We start from the raw sequence: 15,675 nt of genomic DNA, 5'->3' as shown, positions 1-15,675 counted from the left end.
CGGCCATCGTCAAGAATATTAAACGGAGTCTCAGGATGGCAAACACGCCCTACCCGCAGTCCTACTATGCGGCTTCAGCCAATGCCGCCCCGGAACGTCCCGTGCTGCAGGGCGAAGTCGAAACTGACGTGTGTGTCATCGGAGCCGGTTACACAGGCTTGTCCAGCGCGCTGTTCCTGCTGGAAAACGGATTTCGGGTCACGGTACTGGAAGCGGCGAAAGTCGGCTTCGGCGCATCGGGGCGCAATGGCGGGCAGATCGTCAACAGCTACAGCCGCGACATCGATGTCATCGAGCGAACCGTGGGGCCACGCCAGGCGCAATTGCTCGGGCAGATGGCCTTCGAAGGCGCGTCCATCATTCGCGATCGGGTTTCCCGTTATGGCATTCAGTGCGACCTGAAAGATGGCGGTGTATTCGCAGCGCTGACCAGCAAGCAACTGGCGCATCTCGAGGCCCAGCAGCGGCTCTGGGAGCGCTACGGGCATACCGGCCTCGAGCTGATGGACAAGCGCCGGATCAATGAAGTCGTGGCCTGTGATCAATACATCGGCGGCTTGCTGGACATGACCGGCGGGCATATTCATCCACTTAACCTCGCACTGGGTGAAGCCGCGGCCGTTGAAACGCTGGGCGGAACCATTTACGAGCAGTCGGCGGCGATTCGTATCGAGCGCGGGGCAAACCCTGTGGTGCATACGGCGCAAGGCAGGGTCCGGGCCAAGTTCATTATCGTGGCCGGCAATGCCTACCTGGGCAATCTGGTCCCGGAGCTGGCGGCCAAATCGATGCCGTGCGGCACTCAGGTCATCACCACCGAGCCGTTGAACGATGAACTGGCCAAGACACTTCTGCCGCAGGATTACTGCGTCGAAGACTGTAATTACCTGCTGGATTACTACCGCCTCAGCGCCGACAAGCGCCTGATCTTCGGCGGCGGTGTGGTATACGGCGCCAGAGATCCCGCCAATATCGAAGCCATTATCCGGCCGAAAATGCTTAAGGCATTCCCGCAGCTCAAGAACGTGAAGATCGACTACGCGTGGACCGGCAACTTCCTGCTGACCCTGTCTCGTTTGCCCCAGGTTGGACGATTGGGCGACAACATCTATTACTCGCAGGGCTGCAGCGGACACGGTGTGACCTACACCCACCTGGCCGGCAAGGTGTTGGCCGAGGCGCTGCGCGGTCAGGCAGAGCGCTTCGATGCGTTCGCCGACCTGCCACACTATCCGTTCCCCGGCGGACAGATGCTGCGCACCCCGCTGACTGCGCTGGGCGCGTGGTATTACAGCCTGCGTGACCGACTCGGTTTCTAGGTTCGCTGAACGTAAAACGGCACCTTCTCGGTGCCGTTTTTGTTCCTGCCGCGTTGATTTCATTTAACGCCGCGTGCCAGCGTTCTTTTCGCCTCGCCCGCCGCCTGCTCCTGTCCTGATGTGGATAACGCTTCAGCCGCCTGCAGCCAGCGCTGCGCATCGACATTGGCCGGCAACTGCCGAGGCGACTGAATCAGCACCGCCCAACTGCCCGCGTCTTTCCATGCCGACGTGAAGCTGCTGAAACTCATTGAATAGCGACGATCCATGCCTGCGTTGAGCAGCACGGTCTCTTTGACGCGGTTGTAGCCGATCAACACCGCATAACGCGGCCCTTTCCAAAGCACAGAGCCCTGGGCGAAACGCAGCATCACCGGGTACCCCGCCGAGACCTGGGTCAGCAGGTCCTGCAACTGGCCATCAAGCGGGTACACCATGAAACCGTACTCACGCGCGACCTTCTGCATGTTCTGCTCGAGCCGGTCCTCGGCACCCGGCAATTGCAACGGCTTGTCGAGCAAACCGGGCGTCGTCTGCACCTGCTGGTTGGCCAGCATGCTAGCCAGCACCATCGGGCCGCTTTGATAGGCATTGCCCCGAAAGAACGGAATCGACGTCAGCTCGACCCGGTCCGGAAGACGTTTCATCTCCGGCGTAACCATTGACGAACAACCGGCAAGGCCTATCAGCAAGGCCGCAATCAGCCATGAACGCAGCGCACCGGGAGTACCGGTAAAGAAAGAAACCGACAGCATGTTCACTCACTTCAACTGTTGTCGGGCAACCCGCGACCCGACCTGAACACCGATGATAGAGCCGACAGGGTTCCGGGGATAGCCGCGCGTGGCACCTCGGTCAGTAGAGTGACGAAAATAATTCATAGCCCGATGCCACTGGTCAATTAACCGAAACATGCCCCGTACTAGACTGTCAGTTATCAAGACCGCAACAAAAAGCAGGAATGTGGAGGCACTTATGAGCCTGGAATTGACAATAGTGATGCTGATCGCTTCGTGGCTTGCCGTCGCCAGCGCGATGCTGTGGGGGGTGATGCGTGTATCCCGTCGCCGTCATCAGCCGCGCAGCGTCGAACCGCGTGCGGTACAACCGGCTGTACTTGCAAAACACATCAAGGCCCCCGCTGTAACAGCCAGCTGATTTACAGGGGTATGCGCAGCGCTTAGCTGATCTGCCTGCGTCAGCGTATTTGCCCGCACCTTGAATGCAAAAGGTCGACCCTGTTGCCAAGGTCGACCTTTTTTACAGCTTCGCCAGTTATCAGTGCGTGGACACCTGGTTAACCGCTTTCTTGCGTCTTGCCCTGCGTACCAGCATGTTCAAGGCTTCAACGGCTGCCGAGAAGGCCATGGCCGCGTAGATGTAACCCTTGGGTACGTGGGCGCCAAAGCCTTCGGCGATCAGCGTCATACCGATCATGATCAGGAAGCCCAGAGCCAGCATGACCACCGTCGGGTTGTCGTTGATGAATTTCGCCAGCGGGTTGGCTGCGACAAGCATCACCACGACCGCAGAGATGACCGCGATGACCATGATCGGCAGGTGTTCGGTCATGCCCACGGCAGTGATGATACTGTCGATGGAGAACACCAGGTCCAGCATCAGGATCTGTACGATCGCCGCGCTCATGCTCAACATCACCACCGAACCCAGGGCTTTCTCTTCCTCGGTCTTGATGTCCATGCTGTGGTGAATTTCCGTGGTTGCCTTCCAGACCAGGAACAGGCCACCGGCGATCAGGATCATGTCCTTCCATGAGAACGCCTGACCGAACACCTCGAAAACCGGCTCTGTCAGTTGCACGATGTACGCAACGGTACTGAGCAGGCCCAGGCGCATCACCAGCGCCATGCCGATACCCAGCTTGCGAGCCTTCTCGCGCTGATGTTCAGGCAGCTTGTTGGTGAGAATCGAGATGAAAATCAGGTTATCGATGCCCAGTACGACTTCCATCACCACCAGTGTCGCCAGCGCGATCCAGGCTGCCGGACTTGTCGCGAGTTCCAATAGGTATTCCATAGATCACTGCCCTGCCTGCGCCAATAGTTGTAAGTCAGATTTCTTTATCAGACGTGTTTTCGGTTTCAGCCGAGTTTGGTGGTGATTCCTGCAACGAAAGTTCCTGCCTGGCCTCGTCCAGTGCCTGGGTTGCGGCTTTATGGGTGTCATCGACCACCTGTTTTGCACTGTCAGCGGCGGCGTTCACCACATGCTTGGTGGAGGACTCTAGCTGATCGCATCCTGCTACTACCAGCAGTGAACCGCTCAGTAATACAGCGTAAAGGACTTTGTTCATGGGCTCCTCAATCAGTGAAACCGGACGGCCTGTTCAGCCCGGCGTTGGAGCGGATTCTAGACATCTTGAAACATAAGGAAAATTCGATTTTATAAGGCATATACTTCGGTTTTACCGAATCGGCAGAAAATATGCTCAATTACCGCCAACTTCACTACTTCTGGGTCGTAGCCAAGACCGGCAGCATCGTGCGCGCCTGTGAACAACTGAATCTGACCGCGCAGACCGTCAGCGGGCAGATCAGCCTGCTGGAGGCGTCACTGGGCGTCGATCTGTTCCAGCGCGTCGGTCGGCAGCTGGAAATGACCGAAGCAGGTCGCCTCGCCCTGCCCTACGCCGAACAAATGTTCCAGCTAGGCAATGACCTGGAAAACCTGCTGCGCTCGCAGCCGGATGAACAGCAATTGTTGTTGCGCATTGGCGTAGCAGACGTTGTGCCCAAGTCCATTGTCTACCGCCTGATCGCTCCGACCATGACGCTGGATGAGTCCATCCGCATCACCTGTCGCGAGGACAAGCTGGAACGATTGCTGGCAGATCTGGCCATCCAGCGTCTCGACCTGGTGATTTCCGACAGCCCCATGCCGCCGCACCTGGACATCAAGGGCTATAGCCAGAAGCTGGGAGAATGCGGGGTCAGTTTTTTCGCCACGCGTGAAATGGCGGAGCGCATCGGGACCGATTTTCCGCAGTGCATGCACGGTGCCCCCCTGCTGATTCCGGGTCAGGAAACCGTGGTTCGCGGCAGACTGATGCGCTGGTTTGCCGAACAGGCCATCCAGCCGCGCATCATTGGTGAATTCGATGACAGCGCGCTGATGAAGGCGTTTGGCAAATCCGGCAGCGGCGTGTTCGTGGCGCCCAGCGTGATCGCCGACGAAGTGGAGGACCAGTATGGCGTACAAGTGATTGGCCATACTGACGCGGTGACCGAATCGTTCTATGCCATTACCGTGGAACGCAAGGTCAAGCACCCCGGCGTTGTCGCCATTGCCGAAAGTGCTCGAAACCAACTGTTCACCGATGCAGGCTAAGCAGGGAGCGGCCCCGGATCACGCTTGATCAACAACAGCGCCAGCACAATCGCCAGCACGATGATGCCCGCAGCGGCAAAACCGACGTTGCCCAGCCCCAGGTGATCAATGACCCTGCCGCCAATCATCGCGCCGATGCCTATGCCAAGGTTGGCACCGGCGATGTTCAGTGACGCCGCGAACGCAGGTGCCTGCGGCGCGGCCTTGATCAACCGCACATGACTGATCAGAAACAAGGCCGCCTGGGTGATGCCCCAGACCGCCAGCGCGAGTGGCAAGGCCACCACCGAATGGATACTCGGCACCACCGCGACCATGCCGACCACCATGAAGGCGCAAAACACCAGGCTGGCAATCAACGGGTGGCGGTCGACCATGCGCCCGCCCAGCGAGTTGCCCAGCAAGCCGACAGCGCCAAAGCCCATCAGGCACCAGCCCACCAGAGCGCCGTCGAAACCGGCAAGGCGCTCGAGCATGTCCGCCAGGTAGGTATATGCCGTGAACATGCCGCTGAACACCAGCACCGAGAGCAGCACGTGCCCCTGCATCATCCGGCTGCGCAAGATGCCGAACTGTTTAAGGATTGATACCGGGTTCAACTTGGCAGGCGTCTTCGGCAGATAGACCGTCAGCAACAGTGCCTTGGCAAACGCCAGAACGGCCAGCACCAGAAAGGCCGTGCGCCAGCCGAATGCGTCGGAGATCAGGGTGCCGATGGGAATGCCAAACACCGTGGCGCAAACGATACCGAAACCGATCCTGGCAATCGCCCGGCCTGCAAACTGCGGACCGACAATGTCCACGGCAGTCTCGCTGGCCAGCGCCCAGAACACCGGCAACCCCAACGCCGGAATCAGCCGGGCGATACCCATCACGGCGATATTGGGCGCCAGCGCCGCCAGGACATTTGCAAAACCGAACAGCACCAGGATGCTGACAAACAGGCGCTTGCGCTCGAAGCGCGAAAAATAGGCGGTCAGAAAAGGACCAAAGGCGGCGACGGTGAACGCAAACAGCGTCACCAGCAGCCCTGCCTGCGAGACCGTGACATTCAGGTCGCGGGCAACGGCTGGCAAAAGACCGACGATGACGAATTCTGTGGTCAGCACGGTAAACCCGGCAGCTGACAGCAGAAGGATGGGCAACAACATGAATACTCCTGAACAACAACAGAGCCCGCTGCAACAGCGCGGCCTGCGGGAGGGGGATTAAATAGCTTGAAGGTGACTGTCACGCCAATGCTCCGCACTGGCATGCAGTTAGTGAGACTGAGCCCGAAAAACGAGGGGGTGGGGGAACACTCCGGTAATTCTCGCTCCCACGCTCCGCGCGGTAATGCATTTCGTGACGCTCTGCGTCACCCAATGCATACCAACTCGGAGCATTGGCACGAGAGTCAGTTGGCTTTGTGTATATCGTTGAGGGCCGAGAACATCAACGAGGCTTCAGCCCTCCACTGTTTAGAACTTGCCCATGAAATCACGCTTGCCGATTTCAACGCCGTTATGGCGCAGCAGATCGTAGGCAGTCGTGACGTGAAAGAAGAACTGTGGCAAGGCGTAGCTAAGCAGATAAGCCTGACCGTTCAGGCGTTTTTCCTTTTCCGTGCCGGGACGCAGGACGATTTCGATGCCTTCCTTGCCGTCGACCTGATCCGGGGTGATGCTGCCGATGAATGCGAGTGTCTTGGCAAGCAGTGCCTGCAATTCGGCAAAGGTGGTTTCGGTGTCATCGTATTGCGGGATCTCGACGCCTGCCAGGCGAGCCGAGGCACCCTTGGCAAAATCGACGGCGATCTGCACCTGACGGGTGAACGGCAGCATGTCCGGGTACAGTCGCGCCTGCAGCAAGGCTGGCGGCTGAATTTTCTTCTCGGTCGCGTAGGCTTCGGCTTTGGTCAGAACGTCGCTCAGCGCGTTAAGCATTTGCTGAAAGACAGGAATGGAAGCGGCGTACAGGGAAATAGACATGACATATCCTGATTGAGAAAGGCGCAATTATAGACCTACATGACGCCAAACGCCGTGACACTTTTCAGCGCCCCTGCAGATCCGTGCAGCAGACACTGGCAATAATTTCCGCCACGCCCTACGCTGATCCACCGCCATCACTCAGGGAAGCGTCATGTCCATCGAATCGTCCTCCACCGAATCCTCCCCGAATGCCGAGGCGTTACAACTCAACGGCACTGAAGTGCGCATTCTGGGCTGCCTGATCGAAAAACAGGCGACCAACCCGGAAACCTACCCGCTGACCCTCAATGCTCTGATGACTGCCTGCAACCAGAAGACCAGTCGTGACCCGGTCATGAACCTCACCCAGGGTCAGGTCGGCCAGAGCCTTCGAGCCCTGGAAGGCCGCGGCCTGACGCGGCTGGTCATGGGCAGTCGCGCCGATCGCTGGGAGCACAGGGTCGACAAGGGGCTCGAGCTGGTCCCGGCGCAGGTGATACTCACGGGTCTGTTGCTGCTGCGCGGGCCGCAGACCGTCAACGAGTTGCTGACCCGCAGTAGCCGCATGCACGACTTCGAGGACAGCGAGCAGGTCGTCCACCAGCTGGAACGTCTGATTGCCAGAGGTCTGGCGATGCTCGTGCCGCGCCAATCAGGCCAGCGCGAAGACCGTTATATGCATCTGCTCGGTGACCCTGAATCGCTGCAGGAGCTGCTTGCCGCTCGCCAACAGGCACCGGAGCGACATTCGGCAAGCCCGGCGGCCAACTCGCGTATCGATGAGCTGGAGGCACGGGTCGCGGCCCTTGAAGAACGCCTGGCCAGACTGGAACACACCGAGGAGTAATGTGCCCTGTCCGGCCTGCCGACTACCCGGCTCTGGCGAAGGCTGCAGCCTGCTGATACTGCTCGTCGGTCGGACGCACCCCGGTATAGAGCACAAACTGCTCCAATGCCTGGATCGCCGCCACTTCATCACCACTTACCACACGTTTACCCAAGCGACGTGCCGCCTGGATCAGCGGCGTGTCGGCGGGGGTAGCCACCACATCGAAAACCGTTTCAGCGGCTTCGATGGCTTGCAGGTCAAACGACAACTCGTCAGCTTGCGCGCCCTGCATTCCTAATGGAGTGACATTGACCAGCAACGGTGGCCGCGCGCTGCCCAGCTCCGCCTGCCAGCGAAAGCCGCACGCCTCTGCCAGGCGCCGTCCAGCCTGCTCGTTGCGGGCCACGATCAGACCCTCGGTGAAACCCGCGTCACGCAGCGCGAACGCAACTGCCTTGGCCATCCCCCCGCTTCCGCGCAGGGCAAAAGCGCTGCGCGGCACCGCATGGCTCTCCATCAGCTGAGCGACGGCGATGTAATCGGTGTTGAACGCCTTGAGATGTCCGTCGGTGTTGACGATGGTATTGATCGACTGGATAGCGGCGGCCGAGGCGTCCAGCTCGTCGACCAGCTGGATACAGGCCTCCTTGAAGGGCATCGAAACTGCGCTGCCGCGAATCCCCAGCGAGCGTATGCCGGCCACGGCGGCGGCAAGGTCATTGGGAGCGAAGGTCTTGTAATAGAAGTTCAAGCCCAGTTGCTGGTAAAGATGATTATGGAAACGCACACCAAAGTTGCCAGGACGGGCGGCCATGGACATGCACAATAATGTCTCCCTGTTAGCAGTGACGGGCATCGGTGTTTCCTCCAGACGGTAATGGCTTGAATCTTCGGTAGAAGCGTATGCTACGCGCCAGTGAACGCGAGGACATACGCGGCGCACCTTACATAAAATTTACTCAGCACTTTCGCAGATTCTTACAATTTCGGTGTCATAGTGTTATCCCGTGGCAGTGCTTGAGAGTGATGCAGGCGCGCGACAACGGGTTGAGAGCGAGGAACAGTCATGATTCGTCAAATCCCCAAGATCGCCTTGTTTGTAGGTGCCCTGGCCCTTGCTGGCCAGGCGAATGCTGACCGTGGCTGGGGTGGCCCTGCCGTGGTAGGTGCTATCGTTGGCGCTGCCGTTGTCGGGGCGGCGGTATCTTCAGGTCGCGACAGAACGGTGTACGTCGAACGCGAGCCAGTGTATGTGCAGCAGCGGCCGGTCTACTACGCGCCGCCACCGGTCTATTACCAGCCGGCCCCGGTCTATCAGGTTGTTGAGCGCTACCCACCGCCTCCACCGCCTGGCTACTACCATCATTATTACGGGCCACCACCAGGCCCCGGCTATTACTACGGCCCGCCACGCGGCCGCTGGTAACAGAACAAAAAACCCGCCTTTTCAGGCGGGTTTTTCGTTGCTGTGCTCACACTATGGGCTGCCAATGCAATGCGCCAAACCCTCGTTGTTATCAATGACCACTATTGAGAGCGTCGATTTCTGACTTGCCCGCCTGCCCTCTACAGTAGCGCCATGGATTGAGGAGGCACTTATGACCAAGGTACACATCATGTCCGTCGTCGGTAGCGCAGTTCCAGCCCCGCTCAGAGAGCGCGGCCTGTTGGCTTGCTGGTACCTGATTCAGGATGGCGAACCCGTCAGCGGCCCGCTCGCGTCATTGCCTGTTGCAGAGGCCCTGTCCCGGCAAATGCAGTGCCAGCCCCTCAACAGCTGACTTCTTCTGCAAACCTCGTGCGTTGCTCCGCACATCCCTTGCCCGCCTCTTTGATGGCGGGCTTTTTTTTGCCACGGAAAAAGCCGGTGATCAGACTCAGCCGCGCTCGGCCATGGCCGCATTGACCTGACAGCGATGGGTGAGTTTCTGCAGGCGTTTCTCCAACGCCATGAACACCACGCGATCGGTACGGCCGCTGTCGAGTTCATCGATCAGGTCATTGGCGACCTGACGCAATTCATAAGCCAGCACCACGCGGTCATCGTTAAGATCCTGTTTATGTGACTCGAACAGGCGATGCAGGTAATCCTGTAACGTGTATTTCAGGCTGTGCCGGTCACTGGCGCGCAGATGGGTCAGGTTGAGGCTGATGCGACCCTGCAGTTCGCTCAGCTCGCCGCACAGGTACTGCATGCGCCGCGCGTAGCCCACTTCCCGGTCACGTATCTGCTTGTGCGCCAGTTGCGCTTCCTGCTTGCGCTGGATGGCCGGTACTGCAACGGCCGCCATCAGCCCGACAATCAGGCCGATCGCCTGCATCCAGCCCGCCCAGTCGCTTGGACGTGAGGTAAAGCCGACACCCAGCAGCAGAATGACGATCAATGACGCGATGATCACCAGTACTGCGTAATCCTTGCTGACAAACCCCTTGAGCATTGCATGACTCCTGAATCGGTGACCTGAATGGCATGGAATGCTAATCGGTGCGGGCCTTGCGCACCACGAATATTCAATTGAGAGGCGGTTTTTGGCAGGTTGCAGAACAGAAAGCGACTTAACAGCAACTTAATGAACGACCGATTGCGTCAATTATTGCGCAAACGTCCACCCCAGCCCATCGACATACCGCAAAGTCTGCTCATAAAATGCAGCGTTTTGACGCGATCCCTTCCATTTACCACCTTTTATCAAGTGAGCCTTGCTCTTGAAAATCCGTCTGTCTCTTTTGGGCCTATTATTTGTACTTACCGGCCCCGTGCTTTCCACCCCTACGCTGGCAAACGAACCTGCCGTCCTGAGCCGTGATCCTTCAAACCTGCACCTTGCCTCGGGCAGCGCAATGGTCATCGACCTGCAGACCGACAAGGTGCTGTATTCCAGCAACCCGGATGTGATCGTGCCGATTGCCTCGGTCACCAAGCTGATGACCGCGATGGTCGTGCTGGATGCCAAGCAGCCGATGGACGAAGTCATTCCGGTGAACATTTCCCAGACCCCGGAAATGAAAGGCGTCTTCTCCCGCGTCAAACTCGGCAGTGAAATGAACCGTCGGGACATGTTGCTGATTACCCTGATGTCCTCGGAAAACCGCGCGGCGGCCAGCCTGGCGCACAGCTATCCGGGTGGCTATCCGGCGTTCATTCTGGCGATGAACGCCAAGGCCAAGGCGCTGGGCATGAAACACACGGCCTACGTCGAACCCACCGGTCTGTCGGTGTACAACGTGTCGACCGCGCGCGACCTCACCAAGCTGGTGATGGCGGCGCGCAAATACCCTCTGCTCAGTGAACTGAGCACCACCGAGCAGAAGACCGTGACCTTCCGCAAACCGACCTACACCCTCGGTTTCAGCAACACCGATCATCTGGTGCGCAAGGACAACTGGGACATCAAGCTGACCAAGACCGGCTTTACCAATCAGGCCGGTCACTGCCTGGTGCTGCTGACCAGCATGGCCAACCGCCCGGTTTCAGTGGTGATTCTTGATGCGTTCGGCAAGTACACACACTTCGCCGACGCCGGCCGCATACGCAAGTGGATGGAAACCGGCCAGAGCGGCCCGGCCCCCGAAGTGGCCCTGCAGTACAAGAAGGACAAGAATCTGGTCATGAGACAGACCGGTATTCAAGCCAGAGACTGAGTCACACAGGCAACGAAAAACGGTCGCGATGCTTGCACATCGCGACCGTTTTTATTTACCCGACAGCACTCAGTTGTATTGAGTGACCAGCTTGGTATTCAGGTAGGCCTCAATGGCCTCGGTGCCACCTTCGGAACCGTAACCGGAATCCTTGATCCCGCCGAACGGCACTTCCGGCAAACCAATACCCTGATGGTTGATCGACAGCATGCCCGCTTCGATATAGGTGCTCAGCGCCTGGGCAGTCTTCATTGACGTGGTGAAGGCATAGGATGCCAGCCCGAACGGCACGCGGTTGGACTCGGCGATGGCCTCCTCCAGCGTGTCGAACGGCACCAGTAGCGCGACAGGGCCGAAAGGCTCCTCATTCATGATGCGCATGTGCGGCTTCAGGCCACTCAACACGGTCGGCTCGAAGAAATAGCCAGGTCCTTCGACAGCCTTGCCACCGGCAGACAACGTCGCCCCACCAAGCACCGCGTCGTCGACCAGATCGACCAGCGCAGGAATACGTCGATCATTGGCCACCGGCCCCATGGTGGTGCCTGCCTCCAGACCGTTACCGACCTTGATTTCGCGAGTCAGGCCGACGAACTTCTCGGTAAACGCATCGAGCACCTTGCGCTGCACCAGAATCCGCGTGGGCGACACGCAGACCTGTCCGGCGTTACGGAACTTGGCCGTGGCCAGCACGCGAGCGGCGAGGTCGATATCCGCATCATCGAACACCAGCGCCGGTGCATGACCGCCCAGCTCCATGGTCGCCCGTTTCATGTGTTTGCCAGCCAATGCGGCCAATTGTTTGCCGACCGGCGTGGAACCGGTAAACGTGACCTTGCGGATGACCGGATGCGGGATCAGGTAACCGGAGATTTCTGCCGGATCACCGTAAACCAGACCAATGACGCCGGCCGGCACACCGGCATCAGCGAAGGCGCGAATCAGTTCGGCAGGCGACGCCGGCGTTTCTTCCGGGGCCTTGACGATGATCGAGCAGCCCGCAGCCAATGCCGAGGACAACTTGCGCACCACTTGGTTGATCGGGAAATTCCAGGGTGTGAACGCAGCGACCGGACCGACCGGCTCCTTGATGACTTTCTGTTCGATGGACACGCCCCGCGATGGCACGAGACGGCCATAACTGCGACGCCCTTCTTCGGCCAGCCAGTCGATGATGTCCGCCGCCGACAGGGTTTCCATGCGCGCTTCGGCCAGCGGCTTGCCCTGCTCCTGCGTCATGATTCGGGCGATGCTGTCTGCACGCTCGCGAATCAGGTTCGCCGCTTTCTGCATCAGCTTGTAGCGATCATAAGCCGAGGTCGCGCGCCAGGTGGCAAAGCCACGCTCGGCCGCCGCCAGGGCTTCGTCAAGATCGGCGATACCGGCATGCGCCACAGTGCCCAGCGCCTCGCCCGTCGCCGGGTTGATGACTGACAGCGTGCGGTTGTCGCGGCTCGCGCGCCACTGACCATCGATATAAAGCCGTACGTCTGGATACATGAACAATTTCTCCATAAGTCGCTGAAAGGAACGGTGTTGCCGATGGATCAGACTCGCTGATCAGCACCGGCCATCGGCAAAAATGCCAAGTGCTACGGCTCGTCGATTTTGCGACGCGTCGTGACGCGCGTCGACAAGCTAACAAGACGTTTAGGGCCGATGGTCTCATTGGCCTGCGCTATGCTGCACTCACGACGATACTTTACTTACATAGCCTGGGCTCAAGTCACCAGTCAGGGATGACGTGATCATGAACGTACAGTCTGCCGCACTGCATCATCATACGCCCCGCCTGAATGTCGTTGATCCACGCGGTCTGGAGATTCGCGCGATTGAATTTTGGCGCAACCAGGCCACGGATACGCCGCAACGACTTGTAAACCGCGTGGCTCATGATGCTGCCGGGCATCCGGTCAACTGCTGGGATGCAAGGCTCTGGGAAAGCCAGGCTGCGGTCAATCTTGCTACTGTGTTTTCCCTGAGTGGTCAGGCGCTTCTGAGCGACAGTGTCGATGCCGGTTGGCGGCTGATGTTGGCCGGTGACAGCGGCGCGGTCGTGGCTGGCTGGGATGGCCGTGGGACTGAGCGGAGCGTGCAGTATGACGCCCTGCTCAGACCCGTCGCCATCATTGAAAACGGACGCTGCGTCGAGCGGCGGCAATACGGCGGGCCGGATACCAAGGGCCATAACCAGTGCGGCCAATGTATACGCCATGATGACCCGGCTGGTTCGCGAATGGATGACGAGTTCGCCCTGGCAGGTGGCGTGCTTGAACAGACGCGGCATTTTCTCTTCAATCCTGAAAATGTCGACTGGCCAGAACCGCTGGCAGAACGTGACGCCCTGCTCGAACCTGGTCCAGGCGCGACTACGCGCTGGGCACACAGTCCGCTTGGCGATGTCATCTCGCAGACGGACGCCCAGCGTAACGTCCAGACCTTTGCCCATACTGTGGCAGGTCATGTTGAGGCCATTTCACTTGGCCTCCCCGGACAGACAGAGCAAGTTCTGGTTCACAGTATCGATTACGACGCTCAAGGCTACGTAACCTCGGAAACTGCTGGCAACGGCGTTGTAACCAAGGCGCTGCACGACGCCGCAAATGGCCGTCTGATCGAACTCAAAGGCACACGGGCAGATGGCCAACTGCTGCAACATCTGCTGTATGACTACGACCCGCTGGGCAATGTCCTGCGTATTAATGATCGCGCCCAGCCGACACGGTGTTGTGCCGGTCAGCGCATCGAGCCGGTGTCGACTTATCAATACGACACGCTTTATCAGTTGATCCAGGCTACCGGCAGGGAGGCCAAGAAAGTCAACCAAGGCCCTGTTTTTCCATCCTTCCAGACTCCCCTCGATCCGACGCAAATGGCCAATTACACGCAAACCTACCGCTATGATGCGAGCGGCAATCTGCTGCAACTGACCCACACGGGCACCCAGTCCCACTCGCGCACCCTGGTCACTTCGCAAACCAGCAATCGCAGCCTGCCGGTTATCAACGATCGACCGCCGGATGAAGCGGCCATCGCTGCCGCGTTCGACGCCAATGGCAATCTGAATGAGTTGCAAGCCGGGCAAGCGATGAGCTGGGACTGGCGCAATCAGTTGCAGCAAGTGCGGCCTGTGGTTCGGGAAGCGGGTGACGACGACAAAGAGCGCTATGTCTACGACGCCAGTGGGCAACGCCTGCGCAAAATCCATACGACCAAGGCGAAAGCCGTTGTCCACAATGCCGAAGTGCGCTACTTACCAGGCCTGGAGGTGCACAGCAACAGCGCCGCAGCCGAGACTTTGCACGTTATCGTTACCCAGGCCGGGCGCAACGAGGTACGGGTGCTGCACTGGCAGGCGGGTCAACCCGAAGGACTTGAAAACGATCAGGTTCGCTACAGCTTCGCCGATCATCTGGGGTCCGGCGCCCTGGAGCTGGACAAAAATGCGCACATCATCAGCCAGGAAAGTTACTACCCGTTTGGTGGTACCTCGTGGTGGGCAGGACGCAGTACGGTTGAAGCCAGCTATAAAACCATTCGTTATTCCGGCAAGGAACGCGATGCGACGGGGCTGTACTACTACGGCCTGCGCTATTACGCGCCGTGGTTGCAGCGATGGATCAATCCGGATCCGGCGGGCACAGTGGACGGGATGAATCTGTATCGTTTTGTCAGGAATTCGCCTTTGCGGTTTGCTGATCAACAAGGAGCTGCTCCCTACGACGTGCCCGTTACCGTTGTCGTTGCAAAGGACCTTTCCGAGTTCTCGCCTGAGCAGCTATCCAAAATGTATGACGCCAGGGATGCTGCCGTTTCGTTATTGGGGTTCACGCGTTCCGAGCTGCTAAAAGCATCACCGAGGCGAGACGTAAACAAGGCTTTCGACGCAACTTTTGGCGCGCTGGCCCCGAGTGCTCGCGCCGCTACGAGTATCGACGTGGAGGATTCGTTACGGCAGATGCAGGAGCTCATTGAGTCCATCGGCGGTCCAGAATCTGATCTGACTCTGTTCCTTTTTGATGGACCCGAGCACACTCTCGCTTCGACTGATTTTCATGGCGAGTTTCACGAAGCGGTCGAACGGATCGGGGTGTCCGCCTCTCTTCTTGCCAACTACGATGTGCTGGAAGTTGCACAAACCCTTATTCACGAGGCCTCCCATGTTCGCCTGAATACAGTGGATGCGTTTTATTATCTGACGGGTACTGATAGGCTCCTCGCCGATGGAGCGGATACCTCACAGGTCAAGGCGTGGTCCGGCGAGTTCAGAAAGTCATTAAGAAAAATCTCTAAGCATGGCCCCAACGAAGAAAAATTTGATCCTGCCGACTATATAGCCGCCATGCAGGCGTTGAGCGTGAATGCGCACACACCAGCACAACGAAAACAAGAGTTCTTGAGCAACACAACGACCCGGACTTCATTATTGCTGATGAATGCCGATACGCTGCCTTCGTTCGTCATGGCGACCGGAAAACCTGCCCGATATGCGAAAAAAAGAATGAATCAGTCTGGAAATTAGACTGATCAGTGGCAGCCCGCTTGGGCAGATACAGAGTGTCATTGACGCCTGAAAAAACGGCGC

General features: G+C 58.6%; 16 protein-coding genes. 8 read left to right on the top strand and 8 right to left on the bottom strand.

Annotated elements, in window-relative coordinates; all coding sequences use genetic code 11:
- Positions 1 to 35: 35 nt before the first annotated feature.
- Positions 36 to 1,319: an NAD(P)/FAD-dependent oxidoreductase gene (locus V476_RS23390; RefSeq protein ID WP_024959829.1), complete on the top strand. Its 1,284-nt coding sequence runs from the start codon at positions 36 to 38 to the stop codon at positions 1,317 to 1,319.
- A 59-nt stretch (positions 1,320 to 1,378) separates the two neighbouring features.
- Here the strand turns inward: V476_RS23390 and V476_RS23385 are convergent, their stop codons facing one another.
- Positions 1,379 to 2,074, bottom strand: coding sequence for a peptidase C39 family protein (locus tag V476_RS23385; protein ID WP_024959828.1), 696 nt, complete (start codon positions 2,072 to 2,074; stop codon positions 1,379 to 1,381).
- Between the two features lie 220 nt (positions 2,075 to 2,294).
- On the opposite strand from V476_RS23385, the gene V476_RS23380 reads away from it, so the two are divergent.
- A complete protein-coding gene (locus V476_RS23380; RefSeq protein ID WP_003318030.1) occupies positions 2,295 to 2,477 on the top strand; it encodes a hypothetical protein in 183 nt (60 codons plus the stop codon).
- Positions 2,478 to 2,597: 120 nt separating this feature from the next.
- On the opposite strand, the gene V476_RS23375 is transcribed toward V476_RS23380, so the two are convergent.
- Both V476_RS23375 and V476_RS23370 read right to left on the bottom strand, forming a co-directional pair.
- The gene (locus V476_RS23375) at positions 2,598 to 3,356 is read right to left on the bottom strand and encodes a TerC family protein (RefSeq protein ID WP_003318028.1); all 759 of its coding nucleotides are present in this window, start codon (positions 3,354 to 3,356) and stop codon (positions 2,598 to 2,600) included.
- Between the two features lie 34 nt (positions 3,357 to 3,390).
- Positions 3,391 to 3,633, bottom strand: a complete 243-nt coding sequence (locus tag V476_RS23370) for a hypothetical protein (protein ID WP_024959827.1) — start codon at positions 3,631 to 3,633, stop codon at positions 3,391 to 3,393.
- A gap of 131 nt (positions 3,634 to 3,764) precedes the next feature.
- On the opposite strand from V476_RS23370, the gene nhaR reads away from it, so the two are divergent.
- Entirely contained in the window at positions 3,765 to 4,667 is a 903-nt protein-coding gene (gene nhaR, locus V476_RS23365; RefSeq protein WP_004417904.1) for a transcriptional activator NhaR, read from the top strand.
- Here the strand turns inward: nhaR and V476_RS23360 are convergent.
- Together V476_RS23360 and V476_RS23355 are read right to left on the bottom strand one after the other, a co-directional pair.
- A complete protein-coding gene (locus V476_RS23360) occupies positions 4,664 to 5,818 on the bottom strand; it encodes an MFS transporter (RefSeq protein ID WP_024959826.1) in 1,155 nt (384 codons plus the stop codon). The genes nhaR and V476_RS23360 overlap by 4 nt on opposite strands.
- Before the next feature lie 309 nt (positions 5,819 to 6,127).
- The gene (locus V476_RS23355) at positions 6,128 to 6,637 is read right to left on the bottom strand and encodes a DUF1993 domain-containing protein (protein ID WP_004403812.1); all 510 of its coding nucleotides are present in this window, start codon (positions 6,635 to 6,637) and stop codon (positions 6,128 to 6,130) included.
- Between the two features lie 154 nt (positions 6,638 to 6,791).
- Here V476_RS23355 and V476_RS23350 point away from each other — a divergent pair, with 154 nt between their 5' ends.
- A complete protein-coding gene (locus tag V476_RS23350; protein ID WP_024959825.1) occupies positions 6,792 to 7,466 on the top strand; it encodes a YceH family protein in 675 nt (224 codons plus the stop codon).
- Between the two features lie 22 nt (positions 7,467 to 7,488).
- On the opposite strand, the gene V476_RS23345 is transcribed toward V476_RS23350, so the two are convergent.
- The gene (locus V476_RS23345; protein ID WP_024959824.1) at positions 7,489 to 8,304 is read right to left on the bottom strand and encodes a shikimate 5-dehydrogenase; all 816 of its coding nucleotides are present in this window, start codon (positions 8,302 to 8,304) and stop codon (positions 7,489 to 7,491) included.
- A 210-nt stretch (positions 8,305 to 8,514) separates the two neighbouring features.
- Between V476_RS23345 and V476_RS23340 the strand changes: the two genes are divergently transcribed.
- Both V476_RS23340 and V476_RS23335 read left to right on the top strand, forming a co-directional pair.
- Positions 8,515 to 8,874: a hypothetical protein gene (locus V476_RS23340; RefSeq protein ID WP_003318019.1), complete on the top strand. Its 360-nt coding sequence runs from the start codon at positions 8,515 to 8,517 to the stop codon at positions 8,872 to 8,874.
- A 172-nt stretch (positions 8,875 to 9,046) separates the two neighbouring features.
- On the top strand, positions 9,047 to 9,229 hold the full coding sequence (locus V476_RS23335; protein ID WP_016982074.1) for a hypothetical protein: 183 nt from the start codon (positions 9,047 to 9,049) through the stop codon (positions 9,227 to 9,229).
- Between the two features lie 96 nt (positions 9,230 to 9,325).
- Here the strand turns inward: V476_RS23335 and V476_RS23330 are convergent, their stop codons facing one another.
- Positions 9,326 to 9,886: a hypothetical protein gene (locus V476_RS23330; RefSeq protein WP_003318017.1), complete on the bottom strand. Its 561-nt coding sequence runs from the start codon at positions 9,884 to 9,886 to the stop codon at positions 9,326 to 9,328.
- A 268-nt stretch (positions 9,887 to 10,154) separates the two neighbouring features.
- On the opposite strand from V476_RS23330, the gene pbpG reads away from it, so the two are divergent.
- Positions 10,155 to 11,090: a D-alanyl-D-alanine endopeptidase gene (gene pbpG / locus V476_RS23325; RefSeq protein WP_003428593.1), complete on the top strand. Its 936-nt coding sequence runs from the start codon at positions 10,155 to 10,157 to the stop codon at positions 11,088 to 11,090.
- A 69-nt stretch (positions 11,091 to 11,159) separates the two neighbouring features.
- Here pbpG and V476_RS23320 read toward each other — a convergent pair whose 3' ends face one another.
- The gene (locus V476_RS23320) at positions 11,160 to 12,590 is read right to left on the bottom strand and encodes an NAD-dependent succinate-semialdehyde dehydrogenase (RefSeq protein WP_024959823.1); all 1,431 of its coding nucleotides are present in this window, start codon (positions 12,588 to 12,590) and stop codon (positions 11,160 to 11,162) included.
- Positions 12,591 to 12,840: 250 nt separating this feature from the next.
- Here V476_RS23320 and V476_RS23315 point away from each other — a divergent pair, with 250 nt between their 5' ends.
- Positions 12,841 to 15,612: an RHS repeat domain-containing protein gene (locus tag V476_RS23315; RefSeq protein WP_024959822.1), complete on the top strand. Its 2,772-nt coding sequence runs from the start codon at positions 12,841 to 12,843 to the stop codon at positions 15,610 to 15,612.
- The last annotated feature ends 63 nt before the right edge of the window (positions 15,613 to 15,675 follow it).

Origin of the sequence: Pseudomonas syringae KCTC 12500, from assembly GCF_000507185.2 — a bacterium.
Taxonomy (GTDB): Bacteria; Pseudomonadota; Gammaproteobacteria; order Pseudomonadales; family Pseudomonadaceae; genus Aquipseudomonas; species Aquipseudomonas syringae.
Note: the sequence above shows the minus strand (reverse complement) of the source record. Positions and strands in the feature narration are given on the sequence as shown.

Excerpts from the sequence above, each read along its gene's own strand:
- V476_RS23385 (WP_024959828.1), bottom strand. The coding sequence starts at position 2,074 with ATGCTGTCGGTTTCTTTCTTTACCGGTACTCCCGGTGCGCTGCGTTCA.
- nhaR (WP_004417904.1), top strand. The coding sequence starts at position 3,765 with ATGCTCAATTACCGCCAACTTCACTACTTCTGGGTCGTAGCCAAGACC.
- V476_RS23355 (WP_004403812.1), bottom strand. The coding sequence starts at position 6,637 with ATGTCTATTTCCCTGTACGCCGCTTCCATTCCTGTCTTTCAGCAAATG.
- V476_RS23390 (WP_024959829.1), top strand. The coding sequence starts at position 36 with ATGGCAAACACGCCCTACCCGCAGTCCTACTATGCGGCTTCAGCCAAT.
- V476_RS23345 (WP_024959824.1), bottom strand. The coding sequence starts at position 8,304 with ATGCCCGTCACTGCTAACAGGGAGACATTATTGTGCATGTCCATGGCC.
- V476_RS23380 (WP_003318030.1), top strand. The coding sequence starts at position 2,295 with ATGAGCCTGGAATTGACAATAGTGATGCTGATCGCTTCGTGGCTTGCC.
- V476_RS23375 (WP_003318028.1), bottom strand. The coding sequence starts at position 3,356 with ATGGAATACCTATTGGAACTCGCGACAAGTCCGGCAGCCTGGATCGCG.
- V476_RS23340 (WP_003318019.1), top strand. The coding sequence starts at position 8,515 with ATGATTCGTCAAATCCCCAAGATCGCCTTGTTTGTAGGTGCCCTGGCC.
- V476_RS23360 (WP_024959826.1), bottom strand. The coding sequence starts at position 5,818 with ATGTTGTTGCCCATCCTTCTGCTGTCAGCTGCCGGGTTTACCGTGCTG.
- V476_RS23335 (WP_016982074.1), top strand. The coding sequence starts at position 9,047 with ATGACCAAGGTACACATCATGTCCGTCGTCGGTAGCGCAGTTCCAGCC.
- V476_RS23370 (WP_024959827.1), bottom strand. The coding sequence starts at position 3,633 with ATGAACAAAGTCCTTTACGCTGTATTACTGAGCGGTTCACTGCTGGTA.
- V476_RS23320 (WP_024959823.1), bottom strand. The coding sequence starts at position 12,590 with ATGTATCCAGACGTACGGCTTTATATCGATGGTCAGTGGCGCGCGAGC.
- V476_RS23350 (WP_024959825.1), top strand. The coding sequence starts at position 6,792 with ATGTCCATCGAATCGTCCTCCACCGAATCCTCCCCGAATGCCGAGGCG.
- V476_RS23315 (WP_024959822.1), top strand. The coding sequence starts at position 12,841 with ATGAACGTACAGTCTGCCGCACTGCATCATCATACGCCCCGCCTGAAT.
- V476_RS23330 (WP_003318017.1), bottom strand. The coding sequence starts at position 9,886 with ATGCTCAAGGGGTTTGTCAGCAAGGATTACGCAGTACTGGTGATCATC.